This window comes from Paraburkholderia sp. EG286A, assembly GCF_040965375.1.
Taxonomy (GTDB): Bacteria; Pseudomonadota; Gammaproteobacteria; order Burkholderiales; family Burkholderiaceae; genus Paraburkholderia.
In genome coordinates this window covers 558,364-573,668 of sequence record NZ_JBFRCB010000002.1, presented here as the reverse complement: position 1 = coordinate 573,668, position 15,305 = coordinate 558,364, and the positions used below count along the sequence as shown (strand labels likewise).

General features: G+C 64.8%; 18 protein-coding genes. 3 read left to right on the top strand and 15 right to left on the bottom strand.

Going from position 1 to position 15,305, the window contains the following annotated elements:
* Nucleotides 1–220 precede the first annotated feature (220 nt).
* The 6 genes from AB4Y35_RS09305 to AB4Y35_RS09280 all read right to left on the bottom strand — a co-directional run bounded on the left by AB4Y35_RS09305 (nt 221) and on the right by AB4Y35_RS09280 (nt 5,477).
* The gene (locus tag AB4Y35_RS09305) at nt 221–1,033 is read right to left on the bottom strand and encodes a MetQ/NlpA family ABC transporter substrate-binding protein (protein ID WP_368704191.1); all 813 of its coding nucleotides are present in this window, start codon (nt 1,031–1,033) and stop codon (nt 221–223) included.
* 191 nt (nt 1,034–1,224) lie between these two features.
* The gene (locus AB4Y35_RS09300) at nt 1,225–1,866 is read right to left on the bottom strand and encodes an SCO family protein (RefSeq protein ID WP_368692554.1); all 642 of its coding nucleotides are present in this window, start codon (nt 1,864–1,866) and stop codon (nt 1,225–1,227) included.
* A gap of 4 nt (nt 1,867–1,870) precedes the next feature.
* Nucleotides 1,871–2,776, bottom strand: coding sequence for a heme o synthase (cyoE, locus tag AB4Y35_RS09295; protein ID WP_368695733.1), 906 nt, complete (start codon nt 2,774–2,776; stop codon nt 1,871–1,873).
* A 9-nt stretch (nt 2,777–2,785) separates the two neighbouring features.
* On the bottom strand, nt 2,786–3,895 hold the full coding sequence (locus tag AB4Y35_RS09290) for a COX15/CtaA family protein (protein ID WP_324162342.1): 1,110 nt from the start codon (nt 3,893–3,895) through the stop codon (nt 2,786–2,788).
* 38 nt (nt 3,896–3,933) lie between these two features.
* Complete coding sequence (locus AB4Y35_RS09285; protein ID WP_368704190.1) at nt 3,934–4,578, bottom strand: SCO family protein; 645 nt, start codon at nt 4,576–4,578, stop codon at nt 3,934–3,936.
* A 104-nt stretch (nt 4,579–4,682) separates the two neighbouring features.
* Nucleotides 4,683–5,477, bottom strand: coding sequence for an SURF1 family protein (locus AB4Y35_RS09280; protein ID WP_368692551.1), 795 nt, complete (start codon nt 5,475–5,477; stop codon nt 4,683–4,685).
* A gap of 105 nt (nt 5,478–5,582) precedes the next feature.
* On the opposite strand from AB4Y35_RS09280, the gene AB4Y35_RS09275 reads away from it, so the two are divergent.
* Complete coding sequence (locus AB4Y35_RS09275) at nt 5,583–5,792, top strand: twin transmembrane helix small protein (protein WP_028201826.1); 210 nt, start codon at nt 5,583–5,585, stop codon at nt 5,790–5,792.
* A gap of 134 nt (nt 5,793–5,926) precedes the next feature.
* Here AB4Y35_RS09275 and AB4Y35_RS09270 read toward each other — a convergent pair whose 3' ends face one another.
* The 8 genes from AB4Y35_RS09270 to AB4Y35_RS09235 all read right to left on the bottom strand — a co-directional run bounded on the left by AB4Y35_RS09270 (nt 5,927) and on the right by AB4Y35_RS09235 (nt 13,297).
* Nucleotides 5,927–6,784, bottom strand: a complete 858-nt coding sequence (locus AB4Y35_RS09270) for a cytochrome c oxidase subunit 3 (protein ID WP_254352550.1) — start codon at nt 6,782–6,784, stop codon at nt 5,927–5,929.
* Between the two features lie 103 nt (nt 6,785–6,887).
* The gene (locus AB4Y35_RS09265) at nt 6,888–7,109 is read right to left on the bottom strand and encodes a DUF2970 domain-containing protein (protein WP_254314617.1); all 222 of its coding nucleotides are present in this window, start codon (nt 7,107–7,109) and stop codon (nt 6,888–6,890) included.
* A 43-nt stretch (nt 7,110–7,152) separates the two neighbouring features.
* Nucleotides 7,153–7,731, bottom strand: coding sequence for a cytochrome c oxidase assembly protein (locus tag AB4Y35_RS09260; RefSeq protein ID WP_368704189.1), 579 nt, complete (start codon nt 7,729–7,731; stop codon nt 7,153–7,155).
* A gap of 40 nt (nt 7,732–7,771) precedes the next feature.
* Nucleotides 7,772–7,912 carry a cytochrome oxidase small assembly protein gene (locus AB4Y35_RS09255; protein ID WP_208867222.1) on the bottom strand — a complete coding sequence of 47 codons (141 nt, stop codon included), beginning with the start codon at nt 7,910–7,912 and terminating at the stop codon, nt 7,772–7,774.
* A 137-nt stretch (nt 7,913–8,049) separates the two neighbouring features.
* On the bottom strand, nt 8,050–9,663 hold the full coding sequence (gene ctaD, locus AB4Y35_RS09250; protein WP_368692549.1) for a cytochrome c oxidase subunit I: 1,614 nt from the start codon (nt 9,661–9,663) through the stop codon (nt 8,050–8,052).
* A gap of 122 nt (nt 9,664–9,785) precedes the next feature.
* Complete coding sequence (gene coxB, locus AB4Y35_RS09245) at nt 9,786–11,474, bottom strand: cytochrome c oxidase subunit II (protein WP_368704188.1); 1,689 nt, start codon at nt 11,472–11,474, stop codon at nt 9,786–9,788.
* An 89-nt stretch (nt 11,475–11,563) separates the two neighbouring features.
* Nucleotides 11,564–12,040 carry a DUF2244 domain-containing protein gene (locus AB4Y35_RS09240; RefSeq protein WP_368704187.1) on the bottom strand — a complete coding sequence of 159 codons (477 nt, stop codon included), beginning with the start codon at nt 12,038–12,040 and terminating at the stop codon, nt 11,564–11,566.
* Between the two features lie 267 nt (nt 12,041–12,307).
* Nucleotides 12,308–13,297, bottom strand: coding sequence for a methyltransferase domain-containing protein (locus AB4Y35_RS09235; RefSeq protein WP_368704186.1), 990 nt, complete (start codon nt 13,295–13,297; stop codon nt 12,308–12,310).
* 87 nt (nt 13,298–13,384) lie between these two features.
* Between AB4Y35_RS09235 and AB4Y35_RS09230 the strand changes: the two genes are divergently transcribed.
* Both AB4Y35_RS09230 and trmL read left to right on the top strand, forming a co-directional pair.
* The gene (locus tag AB4Y35_RS09230) at nt 13,385–14,215 is read left to right on the top strand and encodes a phosphoribosyltransferase family protein (protein WP_368704185.1); all 831 of its coding nucleotides are present in this window, start codon (nt 13,385–13,387) and stop codon (nt 14,213–14,215) included.
* A gap of 42 nt (nt 14,216–14,257) precedes the next feature.
* Nucleotides 14,258–14,728, top strand: coding sequence for a tRNA (uridine(34)/cytosine(34)/5-carboxymethylaminomethyluridine(34)-2'-O)-methyltransferase TrmL (trmL, locus tag AB4Y35_RS09225; RefSeq protein ID WP_368692545.1), 471 nt, complete (start codon nt 14,258–14,260; stop codon nt 14,726–14,728).
* A 25-nt stretch (nt 14,729–14,753) separates the two neighbouring features.
* Here the strand turns inward: trmL and AB4Y35_RS09220 are convergent, their stop codons facing one another.
* Nucleotides 14,754–15,287, bottom strand: a complete 534-nt coding sequence (locus tag AB4Y35_RS09220; RefSeq protein ID WP_368704184.1) for an O-acetyl-ADP-ribose deacetylase — start codon at nt 15,285–15,287, stop codon at nt 14,754–14,756.
* Nucleotides 15,288–15,305: the final 18 nt, after the last annotated feature.

The following is a 15,305-nucleotide window of genomic DNA, read 5'->3' as shown; positions in this document are numbered from 1 at the left end:
GCGGTATCAGGGGGCCCAACAATGGGACCAGAGTGGCATCAACAGGTTATCTGACATAGCCCACCGTAGTACCGCCGTAGGACCAGCACGCGACTTGGAAAGAGCGCGCGGCTCCGAGAGTGCACGCGCAATAAAAAACGCCGTGGCGGTGGCCACGGCGTTCGGGTCCTGCTGGGCTCCCGCGTCAATTGGACGCGGGCAGCCGTTGCTCGAAGGTCCCTTAGAACGACGGAACCATCGAGCCCTTGAACTCGTTCTTGATGAACTGGCGCACGTCTTCCGACTGGTAGGCGGCCACCAGCTTCTTCACCCACGGCTTGTCCTTGTCCTGGGTGCGAACGGCGATCAGGTTCGCGTACGGGCTGTGGATGTCCTCGATCGCGATCGCGTCTTTGGTCGGCTGCAGGCCGGCTGCGAGCGCGTAGTTGGTGTTGATCACGGCGGCGTCCACGTCGCCGAGCGCACGCGGAAGCTGCGCGGCGTCCAGTTCGACGAGCTTGATCTTCTTCGGGTTTTCGGCGACGTCGAGCGGCGTCGCGTTGTTGCCGTTGACGCCCGCGCCTGCGCGCAGCTTGATCAGGCCCTTGCTCTGCAGGAGCAGCAGCGCGCGGTTTTCGTTCGACGGGTCATTCGGCACGGCGACCTTCGCGCCTTGCGGCAGGTCGTTCAGCGATTTGAGCTTCTTCGAATACACGCCGATGGGCGAGATGTACGTGAGGCCGGCGTTCACGAGCTTGTAGCCGCGCTGCTTGATCTGGCTGTCGAGATACGGGCCGGTCTGGAAGCTGTTGGCGTCGAGGTCGCCGGCGTCGAGCGCGGCGTTCGGCTGCACGTAATCGTTGAATTCGATGACCTTGACGTTCAGGCCTTCGCGCTTGGCGACCTTCTGGACGACGGCCCAGACTTGCGCGTCCGGACCCGAAACGGTGCCGACCTTGATGACCTGGTCGTCGGCGCGGGCGCCGAAGCTGGCTGCGAGCGTGGTGGCGGCGATGCCGGCGAGGAGTGCTTTAATCAGATTTCTGCGCTGCATGGAGATGATGTTCCTGCGTGGTTTTGGTATTGCTCCGGTTCCGTGGCGTTGTGCGCCATCTGCCGGACGATATAAATCGTCTCATATGGAACCGGTTGCGGGAAATAATGAATTCGCATACTGGTATGCCCGCGCGGCCCTGAAGCGCGCGGCGCGTGCTCGCCTCTCGAGGCGAACACGCCGGGCGTCCCTTAGTCGGGATTCGAGCCGAGGAGGATCTTCAGATCGTGCAGCCAGGGCGTGACGCCCTGCCCGTCGCGCGCGAAGAGGCGCAGCTTGCCGGTCGTGTCGAACACGTAGCTCGCGGCGGTGTGGTCCATCGTGTAGCTATCCGGCGTGTTGCCGGGCACCTTCGCGTAGTACACGCGGAAATCCTTCGCCACCTGCTTGAGCTGGTCCTCACTGGCCGGACGCAGCCCAATGAAGGTCGGATTGAACGCGGCTGTGTACTGGCCCAGGATCTGCGCCGTGTCGCGCTCGGGATCGACGGTGACGAACAGCACCTGCACGCGCTTCGCCGCATCGGGCCCCAGCTGCTGGAGCGCCTGCGAAAGCTCGGCCATGGTGGTCGGGCAAACGTCCGGACAGTGCGTGTAGCCGAAGAACAGCACGACCACCTTGTCCTTGAAGTCGGCGAGCGTGCGCGTCTTGCCGCTGGTGTCGGGCAGTGCGAAGTCCTTGCCGAACTGGGTATTACCGGTGATGTCGAGGTTCGAGAACGCGGGCGGCTGCTGACCGCAGCCCTCGAGAACCAGCGTGCCGCCGAGTGCGCCTGCAGCGGCAAGCGCGACGACCGTGGCGCGCACGAAGCGCGCAAGCGTGCGGTGGGCCATGTCGTTACGCCGCGATGAGCGCATGCACGTAATGGTCGACGAGCAGCGCCACGAACAGCAACGAGAGGTAGACGATCGAATAGCGGAAGGTCTTGCGCGCCAGTGCGTCGGAATACTCGACGTAGATCTTCCACGCGTAGGCGAGGAACACGGCGCCGAGCAGCACGGCCGAAGCCAGATACAGCACGCCGCTCATGCCCGAGATGTACGGCATCAGCGTGACCGCGAACAGGATCACGGTGTAGAGCAGGATATGCAGACGCGTGTACTTCTCGCCGTGCGTGTTGGGCAGCATCGGCAGGCCGGCGTTTTCGTAGTCCTTGCGGCGGTAGAGCGCGAGCGCCCAGAAGTGCGGCGGCGTCCAGACGAAAATGATCAGCACGAGAATCCAGGCGTCGCCGGGCACGTGGCCCGTCACCGCGGCCCAGCCGAGCGCCGGCGGCATGGCGCCCGAGGCGCCGCCGATCACGATGTTCTGCGGTGTAGCCGGCTTGAGCAGCAGCGTGTAGATGATCGCGTAGCCAATGAAGGTCGCGACCGTGAGCCACATGGTGAGCGGATTGGTGAACGTGTACAGCACCCACATGCCGAGGCCGCCGATCACCGCCGAGAAGATCAGGATCTGCGTGCTCGTGATCTCGCCGCGCGCCGAAGGACGCCAGGCAGTGCGACGCATGCGCGCATCCACCTTTTGCTCGACGAGACAGTTGATCGCGAAGGCCGCGCCGGCCGTGAGCCAGATGCCGACGGTGCCGCCGATCAGCGGCTTCCAGGGCACCATGCCCGGCACGGCGAGGAACATGCCGATGACGGCGCAAAACACGGCGAGTTGCGTGACGCGCGGCTTGGTGAGCGCGAGATATTGGGAAATCCGGCTACCGGGCGTCTGGGATAGGGTTGTACTTTCCATAGGGCGGGATCACACCGCAGCGGTGTCGCGCGCAGGGAGAACGGCGCGGCCGGGGCGGCTACAAGCAATTCGAAAGTTTAGCACGACGACCAAAAGCAGCAGGATCGCCGCGCCACCGTTGTGCGCCACTGCCACGGGCAGCGGCCACTGCAGCACGATGTTGGATAGCCCGGTCAGAAATTGGATAAAGATCACGATCATGATCCAGTTTGCTGGGCGTCGCAGCGAGGCATAGCGTCGCAACTTGAGGGCGAACCATACCAGATAAGCGATCACGACGAACGCGAACGTGCGGTGCGTCCAGTGGATCGCGACGAGCGCGTCCTGCGTGATCACGTCGCCGTTGCCGTCCATGCCGAGCGCGCGCCACAGGTGGAAGCCGTGATGGAAATCCATCGGCGGAATCCACGCGCCGTTGCAGGTCGGGAAGTCGGTGCAGGCCAGCACCGCATAGTTCGTGCTCACCCAGCCGCCCAGCGCGATCTGCAAGACGAGCAGCACGAGCGCCGCCAGCGCGGCCACGCGCCAGCGCGCGGCATCGGGCTCGTATGCGGGCAGCGGCGTCATGCGCGCGGCGAGCCACGCGAGCGAGCCGAGCAGCGTGAGGCCGAGCAGCAGGTGCGTCGTGACGATGATGGGCTGCAGTTTCATCGTCACCGTCCATGCGCCGAACACGCCCTGCACGAGGATCAGTCCGAGCAGCGCGGTGGGCCACCACGGCGACACATGCAGCGGCAGGCGCTTGATGCGCGCGCGCCAGGCAATCGCCATCTGCGCGATGATCAGGACACCGATCGCCATGGCGAAATAGCGGTGGATCATCTCGATCCATGCCTTCGTCATGCTCACGGGGCCGCTCGGCATGGCGAGATGCGCCGCGGCAATCTGCACATGCGCGATGAACGGCGACGACGTGCCATAGCAGCCCGGCCAGTCAGGACAGCCGAGGCCCGAGTCGGTCAGACGCGTAAAGCCGCCGAACATCACGAGGTCGAGCGTCATGAACGTCGTGAGCCACACGAGCTTGCGAAACTTGTTGTCGTCGGCCTTCACCCAGACCCACGAGAGCGGCAGCAACGCGATGCACAGGCCGATCAGACCCAGCTCCAGGATAAACATCTCTCTTACTCTTCTCTGTCAGACTCGCGCTGCGCACCTTAACCGATGCGGGACCACTTGAGCAGTTTAGTGACGTCTTGTTTGATTTTCGACGGATCGGCTTGCGCCGGGAATCGCATCATCAGGTTGCCGTTCGGATCGACCAGATAGATGTGGTCGGTGTCGTTCGTCGTCTGCGTGGCCGGCAGCCACGCGGCGACGGCGACCGGATCGGCGCGCAGCATGCGCGTATCCGCATAGGCGCCCTTCACTTTCGCTGGGACGCTCGTGTCGTCGGTGCGCAGCCAGACCGTGACGATGCGCTCGCGCTCCTGGCCCTGGGTCGCGCGCACCTGGCGCATGATATAGAGCTTCGTCGCACAGGCTTCGTCGCAGGCGCCGCCATTCACCGAGATCATCAGCCAGCGGCCCTTGAGCGAGGTGAGCGGCACTTCATGACCGTCGTCGCCCGTCACCATCAGCGCGCCGGGAATGGGCCGCTGCGGCTCGATGAGCGTGCCATAGCTCGTCGTGCCGCCCTTCGGCTTGATCACGTAGTACGTGAAGTACGAGATCGCGATCGGCGCGCCGCAGATGAGCATGATGATGAGCAGCGTCCAGCGGCCACGCCGCTTCGCGTGCTGCTGCGCGGGGGTGGCGGCCGGCTGTGCGACCTGGGCGGAACGGGGGGATTGCGTCGACACTCTCGTGGATCCTCGCTTCTGTCGCTTTCAGTTGTCCATGTGCTGCATGCGCAGCGCCGTTGTCCGGATCATGTCGGGATCGAATCTATTCGTCCGACGGATCATCAGGCGTCCTTCGCGCTGCCTGCGTCTTGCCCTTCGGGCTCTTCGGCGTGCCGCCCGGCTTCGCCTTCGGTGCGCGCTTTTGTCGCAGCGCTTTTTGCAGCTTTACGGGCCGCAAACAGACCGAAACCGAGGGCCGCGAGCGCCATGCCCCACCACTGGAGCATGTACCCGTAGTTGCGCTCGACATCGGTATCCGGCACCGGCCAGTCGCGCACGAGCCCGTCCTTGAAGGCCGGCACGAAGCCGGTTTGCTGGATCACGAACGGTTGCAGCGGCAACCCGGTTTCCGCTGCGTAGGAAGCGACGCCGAGATTCTGCCGTATCTTCTGATGCGCTGCAGAGCCACCCGCACCGAGTTCGAACGCGCGCGAGGCGTTGGCGCGCGCGATGCCTTCCACGACGACCGGCCCGGGCGGCGTGACATAGGGCGCGATCGCGGTGCGGTCCGCGATGTTGCGCGGCAGCCAGCCGCGATTGACCAGCACGTAGCCGCCGCCTTCGAGTTTAAGCGGCATCACGACATAAAAACCCGGCTGGTCGTTATACGGACGATTGTCGAGATACACCACGCGCTCGGGCAGCAAGGTGCCCGTCGCCCGCACGCGATGGAACTCGATCTCCTTCAGCGCGAGCGGCGCGGCGCCCACCGGTTGCGGCGCAGACGATTCGTACTGCGTGATTTGCGCCTGCAGCGCTTCCTTCTGATGCGCGCGGTCGCGCTGCCAGAAGCCGAGCCGGATCGTCACGGCCATCACGATCAGGATCAGCAGCGTGGGGACGAGCCGGATTTTCATTGGGCACGTCCGATGCGAGAGATACCGGTGATCGAACCCCGCGCCACGCAGCGTGGTGCGATAATGAGACAGACGTTTTCAGGCATGCCAAATTCCGTGAACTTCATGCACATACTCGTCCCCGTTGCGTTCGCGCTGATCATCGCGAGCATGATCTCCGCGCTCTACTTCATGATGCACGACCGGGGCCGCACCAAGCGGATGGTCTGGTCGCTCGCCACGCGCGTGGGCCTTTCCATCTCGCTCTTTCTGTTCATCCTGTTCGCGCACTGGATGGGCTGGATCCAGTCCACCGGGATTCCTTACGGTCGCTGAGCGCCGCTGACCATCACCGAACATCGCCGCGCAAACCGCATTCCGGAAAACACAAGGCGCCGCGCCGACGAGGTCGGGCGGCGCCTTGTTGCATTCCCGTCTCCCGCGCCGCGGCCTGCGCGGCGCACCACGCATCACAGCCAGTACACGACGACGTAGAGGCCGAGCCACACCACGTCGACGAAGTGCCAGTACCACGCCGCGCCTTCGAAGGCGAAGTGATGCTCCGCGGTGAAGTGGCCGCGAATGAGCCGGATCATCACGACGGTCAGCATCGTGCCGCCCAGGAACACGTGGAAGCCGTGGAAGCCCGTGAGCAGGAAGAACGTCGAACCGTAGATGCCCGAAGCGAGCGTGAGGTTCAGTTCGCCGTACGCGTGGATGTATTCGAACGCCTGCAGGAAGAGGAAGCACACGCCCAGCACGATCGTCGCGGCGAGCCACGCGATGGCCTTCGAGCGATGGTTGTCGCGCAGCGCATGGTGCGAAACGGTGAGCGTCGCGCCCGAGGAGAGCAGCAGCGCCGTGTTGATGGTCGGCACGGGCCACGGCGTCATCGAGCGGAAGTGCGAGACCAGCGCTGCGGGACCGTTGTTCGGCCACACCGCAGAGAAGTCCGGCCAGATCAGCTTGTAGTCGAGGCTGCCCAGCTGATGCAGGGCGATCGCGCGCGCGTAGAAGAGCGCACCGAAGAACGCGCCGAAGAACATCACTTCGGAGAAGATGAACCAGCTCATGCTCCAGCGATACGACACGTCGACGCGCTTGCCGTACATGCCGCCCTCGGATTCGGCGATGGCGTCGCCGAACCAGTGCCACAGCGTGAAGAGCAGCCACAGCAGGCCGACGAGCACGCCGATCGGCCCCCACGACTCGCCGTTGATCCACGAGGCGAGCGACCCGAGCATGACCACAAGCCCAATGGACGCGCTGATCGGATGCCGCGACGGGTGCGGTACGAAGTAGTACGGGCTATCGTTTTGGCCGCTCATGCCTGTTTCTCCAGTTTCCAGTTGCACCGGACATCGCCGGCTGCATTTGTCCGAGTGTGTCCTCGTTATTCACTGCTTCGCGCGCAGCGTTGCGCGCACTCGCTCATCCCACCACCGCGTGCACGATCAACAGCAGCACGACGATGAACAGCACCGCGCCGATGATGCCCGCGATGATCAACTGCACGGGGTGCAGGTTCGCGGCGTCGTCTTCGAGGTCGGCGCGCTTGCGCACGCCGAGAAAGGACCACGCCACCGCTTTCATCAACTGCAGGATGCCGCCTTTCTTCTTCGCCGGCCCCGCTCCGCCACGTTCGTCGCTCATGCGCCTTTCGCCTCCTGGCATCGTTGACTTCGGCGCTGAAGCCTCACGCGCCCGCCGATTGTTCCGGCGGCGGCGGCACGGCCGGCTTGTTCAGCTCGAAGAACGTGTACGACAGCGTGATCGTCTTCACGTCCTTCGGCAGCTTCGGGTCGATCACGAACACCACCGGCATGCGCTTCGTCTCGTTCGCCTTCAAGGTTTGCTGCGTGAAGCAGAAGCACTCGATCTTGCGGAAGTACTCCGTCGCCTGCTTCGGCGCGTAGCTCGGAATGGCCTGCGCGTCGATCGTGCGTCCTTCGTTGTTCGAAATGTCGTACATCACCGTCATGACTTCGCCCGGATGCACGTCGAGGCTCGTCTGCTCCGGCCTGAAGCCGAGCAGCCCGCGTGCGTTCGCGTCGAACTCGACCGAGATCGTGCGCGTCATGTCCACCTGCGTGTTGCGCGCCTCGCGCTCCGTGGCGTCGCGCTGCACCAGGTTGTTGATGCCGGTGACCTGGCAGATCGCGCGATACATCGGTATAAGCGCAAAGCCGAACCCGAACATCAGCAGCGCCACGACGACGAGCTTGATGAGCATCGACCGGTTGAACGCGCGATCATTTCCAGCTTGCGTGGACATCGAACTTCCTCGAACGATCTTCCGGCAAACGCCCTGCGCGTCAGTGACCGGGGAAATACACCTGCTTGACGACGGCAGCCACAAAGAAACCGACTACGACAGCCAGCAAGATGAGGCCGAGCCGTAGATTGCCCGCGCGGATCTGCTCGGGCGTGCGTCTTTTTTGTGGATCCCGGGTCATGCGTTCAGCGCGGCTGGCCGCGGCTTCTCCTTGCATCGTCAATCGCCTCTCGTACGTGCTCCGATGAAGACTGCGTGAAGACCGCGGACTTCGCTCGCGTCCGGCTGCGCACAGCCGGACGCCACAGACTCAACGGCTCACTCGACCGTCGGCGGATTCTCGAACGTGTGGAACGGCGCCGGGCTCGGCACGGTCCACTCGAGGCCCGTTGCGCCGTCCCACGGCTTGTCGCCGGCCTTTTCCAGCTCGCCGCCGCCGCGATACGCGGGCAGCGCGACAAAGAACAGGAAGTACACCTGAGAAAGCCCGAAGCCAAAGGCGCCGATCGTGATCACCTGGTTCCAGTCGGTGAACTGGGCCGGATAGTCGGCATAGCGTCGCGGCATCCCGGCGAGACCGACGAAGTGCATCGGCAGGAACGCGAGGTTGAAGAAGATGAGCGAGCACCAGAAGTGGATCTTGCCGCGCGTCTCGTTGTACATCCAGCCGGTCCATTTGGGCGCCCAGTAGTACCACCCTGAGAACAACGCGAATAATGACCCCGCCACCAGCACGTAGTGGAAGTGCGCCACCACGAAGTAAGTGCCGTGATACTGGATGTCGAGCGGCGCCATGGCGAGCATCAGGCCCGAGAGACCGCCGAACGTGAACACGATCAGGAAGCCCACGGCCCACAGCATCGGCGTTTCGAACGAGAGCGAGCCGCGCCACATCGTGGCGACCCAGTTGAACACCTTCACACCCGTCGGCACGGCGATCAGCATCGTCGCGTACATGAAGAAGAGCTGGCCCGTGACCGGCATGCCGGTGGCGAACATGTGGTGCGCCCAGACCATGAACGAGAGAATCGCGATCGACGCCGTGGCGTACACCATCGAGCTATAGCCGAACAGCGGCTTGCGCGAGAACGCCGGAATCACCTGCGAAACGATCCCGAACGCCGGCAAGATCATGATGTAGACCTCGGGGTGCCCGAAGAACCAGAAGATGTGCTGGTACATCACCGGGTCGCCGCCGCCGGCCGCGTTGAAGAAGCTCGTGCCGAAGTGGCGGTCGAACAGCAGCATCGTGATGGCGCCCGCGAGCACCGGCATCACGGCGATCAGCAGGTAGGCGGTGATGAGCCACGTCCACACGAACATCGGCATCTTCATGAGCGTCATGCCGGGCGCGCGCAGGTTCAGGATCGTCACGACGATGTTGATGCCGCCCATGATCGACGAGGCGCCCATCATGTGCAGCGCGAAGATCGCGAAGTCCATGCCCGGGCCCATCTGCGTGGAAAGCGGCGCGTAGAGCGTCCAGCCCGCGGCGGTCGCGCCGCCCGGCGAGAAGAACGAGCCGACCAGCAGGCACCCGGCGGCGGGCAGCAGCCAGAAGCTGAAGTTGTTCATGCGCGCGAACGCCATGTCCGAGGCGCCGACCTGCAGCGGAATCATCCAGTTCGCGAAGCCCACGAACGCCGGCATGATCGCGCCGAACACCATGATGAGACCGTGCATCGTGGTGAGCTGGTTGAAGAACTCGGGGCGCATGATCTGCATGCCCGGCTCGAACAGCTCCGCACGAATGGCGAGCGCCATGACGCCGCCCGAGAGGAACATCACGAACGAGAACAGCAGATACAGCGTTCCGATGTCCTTGTGGTTCGTCGCGAGCAGCCAGCGGCGCCAGCCGTGGGGCGTGGCGTGCGCGTGGTCGCCGTGCACGTGACCGTGCCCGCCAGCTACATCGTGTCCGATGCTAGACATGTCTTATCTCCTGTCGGTCCGGAGTTGGCGCGTTGGCGCCTGACTCCAGCCCCATGCAATTGAAATGCTGAAGCGAATTGCTTTTGCGTCTCTTGCTGCTTGTTCTTATGGCGCGGGCCCGCTCAGGCCGCCGCGCTGATCTCCACCCGACGCGCTTCCTTCGCGTTCGCGCCGCCCGTGATCGTTTCCGGCTTCTTCAGAATGATGTGGTCTTCGGCAATGCCTGCCGCCTTCATCGCGTCGCGCACCGCTTGCGCCCGGTGTTTGGCGAGGTCGGCGTTGGTGCTGGCGTTGCCGCTCGAATCGGTGTAGCCCGAGAGCGTGAACTTCGCATCCGGATGCGCCTTCGCGTAGTCGGCTGCCGCCTGGATGGCGTCCTTCGCGTCGGCGGGCAGCGTGCTCTTGCCCACTTCGAAGTAGACGCTTGCCGGCAGCGCAGCTGCTGCGTTCGGCGCCGCTGCGCCCGACGCCTGATCCGCGCCGCTTGCGGGCGCCGCACCGCTTGCCGCACTCGCTTCGGCCGCGCCGCTGGCTGCTTCCGCGCCGCTAGCTGCTTCCGCCCCGCTTGCCGCGGCCGCGCCGCTCGCGCCGCCCTCGCCCGCTGCCGCCGTCGTGCCGCCGCCCTCGGGCATCTTGCCGTTACGCGCGTCGGCCACCTGACGCGGCTGCAGAATGTCGCCGGTGTGGTTGCCCCACGAGTTGCGCTCGAACGTGATGACCGAAGCGATCTCGACGTCGTTGAGCGTCGGCGCCCACGAAGGCATGGCGTTCTTGCCGTGCAGGACGATGCTCACGTGCCCGGCGAGCGGACCCTGAACGACCTTGCTGCCGTCGAGCGCCGGGAACGCGCCCGCGCCCTTGCCGGTGGGCTGGTGGCACACCGCGCAGTTCGAGTTGTAGACCTTCTCGCCGCGCTCCTTGAGCTCGGCCAGCGTGTAGGTCTTGTTCGGGTCGTCGTTGGCGGCGGCCATCTTCGCCTTTTGCGTATCGACCCACTTTGCGTAGTCCTCGTCGGAGAGCACCTCGACGACGACCGGCATGAACGCGTGCTCCTTGCCGCACAGCTCGGTACAGAAGCCGCGATAGGTGCCGGCCTTGTCCGCCCTGAACCACGTGTCGCGCACGAAGCCCGGAATCGCGTCCTGCTTCACGCCGAACGCGGGCACGTACCACGAGTGCACGACGTCGTTGGCCGTGGTGATGATGCGGATCTTCTTGTTGACCGGCACGACGAGCGGATTGTCGACTTCCTGCAGGTACGTATCGGTGATCGGCACGCGGTTGTTCACCTCGGAGCGCGGCGTGCTGAGCGTGGAGAGGAAGTTGATGCCCTCGCCCGGCCCCTTCACGTAGTCGTAGCCCCATTTCCACTGGTAGCCCGTGACCTTCACGGTGAGGTCGGCGTTGGAGGTGTCCTTCATCGCGACGACCGCTTTGGTGGCGGGCAGCGCCATCAGCACGACGATGATGAACGGCACCACCGTCCAGATGATTTCGACCGTGGTGCTCTCATGAAAGTGAGCGGCCTTGTGGCCCTTCGCCTTACGGTGCGCGTAGATCGAATAGAACATGACGCCGAAGACGCCGACGAAGATGATGGCGCACAAGAGCAGCATCATCATGTGGAGGCTGTAAAGCTCTTCGGCGATGCGCGTGACGGGCGGCTGGAAATTGATCTCGTTCACCGCAGGGCCGCCTGGGCTGTCTCCGACTGCGAGTGCCGCGCCGGCGACGAGGAATCCGCTGCACGCCAGCACGCCCTGGAGGGCTCGCTTGATTGTTTTCATAGCTTCCTTACCCATAATTTCCATTCAAACCCTCGACCCCGCAGGAAGGTTTTGCAACCAGGGCGCCCCCTGGGACGCTCGTACCGCCAACCGGCAAACTCACGCGCCGCGCATCAAGGCGCGCGCGCAAGCGAGGCACGCAGTTCCCGCGCGAACTGCGCACGCCGATATTGCGGCAGATGCAACCCGACAGCGACCGCCTGACCGCGGGACACGAGACGCACCGGGTCGCGTGGGGTCGCGCCCGGCTCGACCCGGACCCAGCGGGGATTGAATTCGAACTGCGTGAGCGCGTCGGCGCTCATCTGTTCGATCACCAGCCGGTTCGGATAAAGCCTGATACGTTCGTAATCGACAGCATGGCGCGCATAGATGACAAAAGCGCCGCCTACTACCAACAGATCGATACCGGTAAACGGCAAAACCAGCCAGGCGCCGTGGATCAACAACAGAACGGCGATCGCGATGGAAACCAGCGCCAGCGAAACATAGAAGAACACGAATTGCCTGGGCGAAACCGAACAGTTGCGCTTCATGGTCCAGTCTTTCAGGACCGGTTCCGGACTCGCCAGCAGATCAGACGCCTGCATCGCTCGCTTCCCCCACTTGCAACCTCGCCAGACTATCGCCGCGTCGCGCCTCGCACAACTACGGGAACATCTGGACTTGCCACAATGGATTTTGGGGACCCTTCCGTGCAGCAAACTGACGCATTATAGGCGCGATCCCCTGCCCTCACAAGCAAGGCCCAATCGCCCGCAAACCCATATCAGACGGGCCTTGCAGCGATTTATCAGGCATTTCCCCGGGGCTTTTCAGGCGCTAATTTCAGGCATAACGAAAGCCCCCTTACCACGTTACCGATTCCTTGCAGGACCCCGGCCGATGTCTTCGATGCGCACGATGCCATGGCCTTCGGCGGTCGTACGCGGCACGGCCTTCCACGCATGGCCGTAGATGATCTCGAAGGTCAGCGGGATCGTGCCCGCGTGCGGACCGTCCGTGCAGCGGCGCGCCTCGAGCGCGGCCACGAGCGCACGGTGCAGGCGCCGCGCGGTGCCGCCGTTCTCGCCCTCGCCATCGCCGTTGCGCTCGAACGGATATGCGCCCCAGCGGCGCACGTCGGCGAGCAGCTTCTCCGGCGTCTTGTAGGTGATGGTGAGCGTTTCCTGGTCCATCACCGGAATCTCGAAACCGTTCTCGACGAGCATGTCGCCCAGATCGTGCATGTCGACGAAATCGACGACGTGCGCACGCGACGGTACGCCGTGCGCGGCCTCGACTTCGGCGTACGCGCCGCGCAGTTCCTTGAGCGTGTCGGGACCGAGCGTACTGAACATCAGCAGGCCGTTGACTTTAAGCACGCGCTGCCACTCGCCGAACACGAGGTCGGGGCGCGGATGCCAGTGCAGTGCGAGATTCGACCACAGCAGCTCGAACGCGCCGTGCGCGAACGGCAGTTCGGCGAAGTCGGCTTGCGCAACCCGCGGACCGCGCGAACCGAGCGCGCGGCCAACCGATGCGGGCAGAAAACGCCGCCAGCTCGTGTCGGGGGCGTCGTGCTCGCGGGCACGGCGCAGCATGGCGAGGGAGAGATCGGTGCCGAACACGGGCGCTTCGGGAAAGCGCTCGCGCAAGCTGGGCAGGTCGTCGCCCTGGCCGCACGCGATGTCGAGCACGGCCGCAGGTTTCACCTTGATGTACTCGAGGCGCTCGCGCATGCGTTGCGCGATTTCACGCGGCAGGAAGGCAACGTCGTCGAAAGTCGCCGCACGGCGATCGAAGATGCGCCGAAGGTGCCGGGTGTCATAATCCGGACGGCCAGTTCTTGCGGGAGACGGGGACATGTCGGTCGTATTGGCGAAGTCTGCGAAGTATACTCGCTCACTCCTTTCCTTTCAGTCACGCGAGCCCGCTGCCCGGGCCGTCCTTCGATGCCGCCGCGCCCTTCTTCACGTGATGCACGCAATGCAGCGCGCGTCACACCGCCCGCTTCGCACCGCACTCGTCTTGCGGGCGTTGCGCGCGTCTGTCGAAAAGCGCGGGCGCTGCCGTCACGGCTTGCCCACTTCGTGCTGCCCAATCTGTGCCCATTATGCGGCAATTTGTCGCGAGCCACGCTCTGTGTGTGCTGCGATGCCGCGTACTGGAATGAGCCGCGCCTGCGCTGCACGGTCTGCGCGATGCCGCTCGCGCACAGGCGCAGTGCGGCGGGACGCGCGCGCTACCGCTGCGAGGCCTGCGCCGACGCGCCACCCGCATTCGACGCCACGCTCGCGCTCGCCGATTATCGCGCGCCGCTCGACCTGCTCGCGCGTGGGCTGAAGTTTCGCGCGCGCCTCGCGCTCGGCGAGGAATTTGCGCGACGCCTCGCGCTGGCCGCACAAGATCTGTGCGATGAGCACGGCATGCCGGAGCTCGTCGTCGCGGTGCCGCTCTCGCGCGAGCGCCTCATCGAGCGCGGCTACAACCAGGCCTGGCAGATCGCGCGGCCGCTCGCGCGCCGGTTGGGCACGCAAGCGGACGCCACGCTCGTACGACGCATCCTGCATACGGCGCCGCAATCGAAGCTCGATCGCGAGACGCGCCGCCGCAACGTCGGCCGGGCCTTCGCGCTCACGCGGCCGCTTGCCGGCCAGCACGTGGGAGTGGTCGACGACGTGATGACCTCGGGCGCCACGCTCGACGCGCTCGCGCATACGCTCAAGGCCGCTGGCGCACGGCGCGTGACGAATTTCGTCGCGCTGCGCACGCCGAAGGACTGATCGGCCTCACCCTGTTCAAGACATCGAGAGAGTTTCATCGTCATGTTCAACGTCGTTCTCGTCGAACCCGAAATCCCGCCGAACACCGGCAACGTGATCCGCCTGTGCGCGAACACCGGTGCGCGGCTTCATCTGATCGAACCGCTCGGCTTTCCCCTCGACGACGCGAAAATGCGCCGCGCGGGGCTCGACTACCACGAGTACGCGCAAATGCACGTGCACGCCGACTGGGATGCCTTCATCGCCAAAGAAGCCCCGGACCCGTCGCGCATGTTCGCGTTCACGACGCGCGGATCGGGCCGCTTTCATGCGCATGCATTCCAGCCGGGCGACTGGTTCGTGTTCGGCGCGGAAACGCGCGGCCTGCCCGACGCGGTGCTCGAGCGTTTCGAGACGCCACAGCGCGTGCGCCTGCCGATGCGGCCCGGCAATCGCAGCCTGAATCTCTCGAACACGGTCGCGGTCGTGGTGTTCGAAGCGTGGCGTCAGGCGGGGTTCGAAGGCGGCGAATGAGGCGGGTGCGTCGTTACGCGCTGCCCTACGCGTTGCCGCGCGCCGCCAGCTCACGCTCGCAGCGCGTGAGCATCGCATTGTCGAAGCACGCAAAGATCACGTGCTCGAGCGTCGGATATTTCGATAGCTCGTCGATCACGGTCGCGACGGCGATCGTCACGGCATCGTCGGCAGGAAAACGGTAGACGCCGCAACTGATTGCCGGAAACGCGATGCTCGTCACGCCCGCCTCGCGCGCGCACTCGAGCGAGCGCCGGTAGCAGGAAGCGAGCAGATGCGCTTCGTCACGGCCGCCGCCGTACCAGACGGGCCCCACGGTATGGATGACGTGTTTGGCGGGCAGGCGATAGCCGCCGGTGATTTTGGCGTCGCCGGTCGGGCAGCCGTTCAGCGTCTCGCATTCGCGCAGCAGGTCCGGCCCGGCGGCGCGATGAATCGCGCCGTCCACGCCGCCGCCGCCGAGCAGCGATTCGTTCGCGGCGTTGACGATCGCATCGACCTTCAACGTGGTGATGTCGACAGCCTGCGCTTCGATGCGGCAGTTTCCGATGGTCAGCATACGGTCCTCCTTTGCGCT

Bases quoted from the DNA above. Each gene is read 5' to 3' on its own strand.
- AB4Y35_RS09305 (WP_368704191.1), bottom strand. From the start codon at position 1,033: ATGCAGCGCAGAAATCTGATTAAAGCACTCCTCGCCGGCATCGCCGCC.
- AB4Y35_RS09300 (WP_368692554.1), bottom strand. From the start codon at position 1,866: ATGGCCCACCGCACGCTTGCGCGCTTCGTGCGCGCCACGGTCGTCGCG.
- cyoE (WP_368695733.1), bottom strand. From the start codon at position 2,776: ATGGAAAGTACAACCCTATCCCAGACGCCCGGTAGCCGGATTTCCCAA.
- AB4Y35_RS09290 (WP_324162342.1), bottom strand. From the start codon at position 3,895: ATGTTTATCCTGGAGCTGGGTCTGATCGGCCTGTGCATCGCGTTGCTG.
- AB4Y35_RS09280 (WP_368692551.1), bottom strand. From the start codon at position 5,477: ATGAAAATCCGGCTCGTCCCCACGCTGCTGATCCTGATCGTGATGGCC.
- AB4Y35_RS09275 (WP_028201826.1), top strand. From the start codon at position 5,583: ATGCACATACTCGTCCCCGTTGCGTTCGCGCTGATCATCGCGAGCATG.
- AB4Y35_RS09270 (WP_254352550.1), bottom strand. From the start codon at position 6,784: ATGAGCGGCCAAAACGATAGCCCGTACTACTTCGTACCGCACCCGTCG.
- AB4Y35_RS09265 (WP_254314617.1), bottom strand. From the start codon at position 7,109: ATGAGCGACGAACGTGGCGGAGCGGGGCCGGCGAAGAAGAAAGGCGGC.
- AB4Y35_RS09260 (WP_368704189.1), bottom strand. From the start codon at position 7,731: ATGTCCACGCAAGCTGGAAATGATCGCGCGTTCAACCGGTCGATGCTC.
- AB4Y35_RS09255 (WP_208867222.1), bottom strand. From the start codon at position 7,912: ATGACCCGGGATCCACAAAAAAGACGCACGCCCGAGCAGATCCGCGCG.
- ctaD (WP_368692549.1), bottom strand. From the start codon at position 9,663: ATGTCTAGCATCGGACACGATGTAGCTGGCGGGCACGGTCACGTGCAC.
- coxB (WP_368704188.1), bottom strand. From the start codon at position 11,474: ATGGAAATTATGGGTAAGGAAGCTATGAAAACAATCAAGCGAGCCCTC.
- AB4Y35_RS09240 (WP_368704187.1), bottom strand. From the start codon at position 12,040: ATGCAGGCGTCTGATCTGCTGGCGAGTCCGGAACCGGTCCTGAAAGAC.
- AB4Y35_RS09235 (WP_368704186.1), bottom strand. From the start codon at position 13,297: ATGTCCCCGTCTCCCGCAAGAACTGGCCGTCCGGATTATGACACCCGG.
- AB4Y35_RS09230 (WP_368704185.1), top strand. From the start codon at position 13,385: ATGCCGCCGCGCCCTTCTTCACGTGATGCACGCAATGCAGCGCGCGTC.
- trmL (WP_368692545.1), top strand. From the start codon at position 14,258: ATGTTCAACGTCGTTCTCGTCGAACCCGAAATCCCGCCGAACACCGGC.
- AB4Y35_RS09220 (WP_368704184.1), bottom strand. From the start codon at position 15,287: ATGCTGACCATCGGAAACTGCCGCATCGAAGCGCAGGCTGTCGACATC.